The organism is Thiorhodococcus minor (assembly GCF_010820565.1).
Classification (GTDB): domain Bacteria; phylum Pseudomonadota; class Gammaproteobacteria; order Chromatiales; family Chromatiaceae; genus Thiorhodococcus; species Thiorhodococcus minor.
In genome coordinates this window covers 1-4,008 of the sequence record NZ_JAAIJQ010000176.1, presented here as the reverse complement: position 1 = coordinate 4,008, position 4,008 = coordinate 1, and the positions used below count along the sequence as shown (strand labels likewise).

Here is a 4,008-nt window from a genome sequence, read left to right as displayed (position 1 = left end):
CCTCGACCGCTGGTTCGAGGACACCGTCAAGCCGCGCCTGCGCGGGCGGGCCTTCATGGTCCGCTTCGCTGACGATGCGCTGTTGGCCTTCGAGCGGGAAGAGGACGCACGGCGGGTCTTGGAGGTTCTGGCCAAGCGCCTGGCGCGCTTCGGTCTGACGCTTCACCCCGAGAAAACTCGCCTGGTGGACTTTCGTCGTCCGCCCTGGCGGCGCGGAACGCGGCGCTCGCAGCGCGGGCGCAGTTTCGACCTGCTCGGCTTTACGCACGACTGGGGACGCTCCCGCAACGGATACTGGGTGGTGCAGCGCAAGACGGCCAAAACCCGCTTTTGCCGCGCCGTGCGGCAGATCGGGCAGTGGTGCCGCCGCCACCGCCATCTCTCGGTGGCGGAGCAGTGGCGGGCGCTCAAGCGCAAGCTCAAAGGCCACGACGCCTATTATGGGATCACCGGCAACGCCCGTGCGTTGGTGCGGTTCCGACAGGTTGTCCGCCGCCTCTGGCGCAAGTGGCTGAACCGTCGCTCCTATCGGCCTTCGCTCAACTGGGAGGCTTTTCAGCGCTTGCTCCAACGTTATCCCCTGCCGCCCGCACGTGTCGTTCATAGCAATGATGTCGCGTAGCGACTGCTCAACCGAGGAGCCGGATGCGTAGTCCCGCACGTCCGGATCTGTGGGAGCCGCGGGTGCATAAGCACCCGTGGCCACCCGGTTCCAGCGGTCGCGCGGAAACAGCGGCTAGCCACGCAAGTTCCTGATTTTCCGAATCTAGAACCGGATTGGCCGACTGAGCTACTTGGTTTTGGGCGAAACGATGATCAAGGCCTCGAAAGACACCTATTTCAAGTATACGTCGAGGATCTCGACACTCGACACTCGACACTCGACACTCGACACTCGACACTCGGCACAGGGTGCAATCTGCCGAACGCGCCTATCTCAGACCGCGAGCGCTGGCTGTAACGCGACTTTGGCGGCTTGGTGTCCATAGAGTCGACGAAGATCTTCACGGATGCGAAAGGTGATGAAGTCGCCGCGGAGCCTGCTGAGGGCAATGCCGCGCAGGGCCAGCATCGACTGTGCTCCGGACATAACTCATCGCATACCGGCGCATACAAGGGAATCGCCTCAAGGCGTTGGCCTTCGCGCTGGCCATAGAAGTACCGCTCGATGCGGTACTCGCCGACGAGGTTGCGGTACGGGCGCGGGCGTGGCGCCAAACGCTTCACCTCGCGCCCGTCCTCGCGCTTCAGGCGCTCGCCGGCATCGCCCGGGCCGCTCAGGGTCAAGAAGCTCTGAAACAGGCAATGGCCGAGCCGCAACAGTTGCTGAAACAGTCCTTGCTCCAAGGTATGCGCCGCCGTGCCCGTTTGAGCCGCCTCGCGAACCGTCGTGATCATGGCCTCGACTTGGCCACCCACAGGAGCAAACACCTCTTCAGAAACCTCAGGCAGCACACACGACATCACAGACTCCTCATCACGGCACAGCCGTGCCAATCGAAATACTTCAACAGAGTCTGTCACGCTCGCTCAAAGCCGGGCGGCTGGCGAGCCACCCAGATCAACTCAAGTCACAGTATGCGCGCAGCGCGGTCGCGCTCGAAAGGTTGCACCCTTCGCAGACAACTGTTGGTCGATCGGCTGATGGTGATCTCCGCGTACTGGCAGTTCAACGGCCATTTAGTCCGCAAGGCGGAGCGCAGGGGGAATTGGTATGATATGTCCCGCTATCTCAAGGGGGCCTATATCGACCTTAGCTACACCATCGTTATCGCCATCAACTACTCTGCTTTCCCCTTCGTAATCACTCGTTATCGTCATTCCGTATTGCGCTTCGAATGTGTCAAGGGCTCTTTGAATACTAGAGCCACGATCTACAACAGGGCTATCACTGGCAGGGACAAAGCTCAGCTCTGCGACGTGGTTAAGGCGTGGATCGGCCTCCACTGAGCCCACCGCTTTAGATGGCACCGCGGCAACAAAATCGTCAACGCTTCCCGCAAACGATCCGAAGCGAAGTTTCGCTACCCCATCTTCTTGATAAAAAAGGTTCGATTCTACATCAGCCCGCGATAGAGACTCTTCGGTGCCTGAAATGTAGAGTTGAAAAGGGCGTGACGATTGCTGATCGGTTGTCCCAAATATGTTATTCATAATGGTCAGTTTTTCATTATTGTTAGTGTCGTCCGAATCCCCCCAAAATGCAGCACCTACATCTGTATCAAAAGCAACGTTATTCAGCCAGTAAATCCTCTCTTGATTCCAAGACGCAAATGGTCGAGCGTCTTTGTTTTTACCGCGAATGTGATAGGCTATATTCCCGATAAAATAGATCTCGTTCGATGGGGCCTTGTCCGCACCCTCGAACGCATTGAAAACCCCGTCCGGTCCAGAGCTATTGTACACCAGGTTGTAAAGTGTCCATATGTACGAACGTTTCTCGGCGGGGCTGCCGTTTCCTTCGCCCTGGCGGAATGCTGGCTCGTTCGGACCACAATTCGTGCAATATTCGGGGCCAAAGGAATGAGCAACATTCTGGGAAAGGATCACGTGGTTTGCCATCTTTACATCGACTGCATTCTCAAAAAGATCGTGGAATAGATTCCTGCCGATATAGATGTGGTGGGGCGCAACGGAGTCGACAGGTGGTGCATCGTGTGCGAGGTAAACGCCATCCCCACCAATTCGGTAAAACTCATTATCGACGATCCATACATTTTTAGTGTTGCGCTCAAGCGCAATAGCAGTGTGGTCGTCCGTACCTAAGGTCGTGCGATCGGTGCCAAGATCATGAAAACGGTTTTTCCAAATAACAATACTAGAAAGCGTATTGTGAGCCGGAAAATTATGGCCAAAGGAAACTACTAAATTTCCTTCGCCTGTCGAGTTTTTGAACTCGCAGTTTCTAATTGCAAAATTAGTCAGAGAATGATCGACTAACCCAAACCGCATCGCACGTATCTTCAACCCGTTGAGATCTACGGCTAGGTTCTCGAAAATGTAATTGTCTGATTCGAGAAACCGGAACATCGTTCCATCGGTGGCACTCGCTTTCACGACGTCTACTTTGGGATCTGATCCACGTACAAATGTTGGTCTACTAGTGGTTGCACTGGCAGACACTCGAATGTTTGGGGCAACCATCGTGCCGACAATCTGAATAACGCTCCCTGGCGCAATTGTACTATTCTCTGGGAAGGACACCCGTGGTATTTCAGGTGTGCCGAGCGGGTTATTGACGTCTGTTGCGCCGACGCGGTTCGGCTCGATATAGTGTGTAAATGGCCCGTCGGCCCCAACCCGATAGCACTGATCGCCTTGACCGTAGTCGTATTTATACTTGCTACAATCCGAGTACATTGCGTGGGATTCTTCTACGCCAAATGGCGGCTTTGGGATGCCGATGATTGGCTGCCAGCCGGCGAAGCTGTTGGTCGCGATGATTAAGAGTGCAGCAGAGAATACGTTCTTTGATTTCATTGTGCTTACCTATTATCAAGGCTAGAAATATCAAGTTAAATTCTCTATTCTCGACATTGGCTATTTTGAGACTCCCACAGCGAGCTAAGTGCTTAAAACTCGGTAGGGCTGGAAAATTAGAGGGGGTCTGGACGCAGGAACGCCGAATTTTGACACCTCGCTATTTTTCTTGTGCCATGTAAGTTGCAGATCGAAAAGGAGTTGCTGGTCAGGAAAAATAGCCAAAGTCGAGTTGAATTCCTCAGTTCAGACCTGGAACGGCGTGCGCCGGATACATTTTGCCGTCGGGGGCCACATAACGCACCTCGGCATACAGATGATGACCTGTTTCTTGTTTGACTCTTTCGCGAATCAGACGAACCAGCGATAAAACATCCCGTGCCGTCGCGCGCCCGCCAACGTTGTTGATAAAATTTGCATGTATTTCTGATACTTGTGCCCCTCCTATCTGGGCTCTCCCGGATTTCGGGGGGTCTAGCGATTCATTTTAAAACAAGCATTTAGTGGCGATTTGGGCGTACACGCAGA

At 54.7% G+C, this 4,008-nt stretch carries 4 protein-coding genes; 1 reads left to right on the top strand and 3 read right to left on the bottom strand.

Annotated elements, in window-relative coordinates; translation table 11 throughout:
- A partial coding sequence (locus G3446_RS25850) for a reverse transcriptase domain-containing protein (protein WP_245232784.1) occupies window positions 1-622 on the top strand: 622 nt, incomplete at its 5' end.
- A 218-nt stretch (window positions 623-840) separates the two neighbouring features.
- Here the strand turns inward: G3446_RS25850 and G3446_RS25845 are convergent.
- From G3446_RS25845 to G3446_RS29360, 3 genes are all read right to left on the bottom strand, one after another.
- The gene (locus tag G3446_RS25845) at window positions 841-1,524 is read right to left on the bottom strand and encodes a hypothetical protein (RefSeq protein WP_164456543.1); all 684 of its coding nucleotides are present in this window, start codon (window positions 1,522-1,524) and stop codon (window positions 841-843) included.
- A gap of 156 nt (window positions 1,525-1,680) precedes the next feature.
- Window positions 1,681-3,480 carry a right-handed parallel beta-helix repeat-containing protein gene (locus G3446_RS25840; protein WP_164456542.1) on the bottom strand — a complete coding sequence of 600 codons (1,800 nt, stop codon included), beginning with the start codon at window positions 3,478-3,480 and terminating at the stop codon, window positions 1,681-1,683.
- 241 nt (window positions 3,481-3,721) lie between these two features.
- A complete protein-coding gene (locus G3446_RS29360; RefSeq protein WP_425338437.1) occupies window positions 3,722-3,928 on the bottom strand; it encodes a hypothetical protein in 207 nt (68 codons plus the stop codon).
- Window positions 3,929-4,008 lie beyond the last annotated feature (80 nt).

Coding starts and splice junctions, on each gene's coding strand:
- G3446_RS25840 (WP_164456542.1), bottom strand. CDS start 3,480: ATGAAATCAAAGAACGTATTCTCTGCTGCACTCTTAATCATCGCGACC.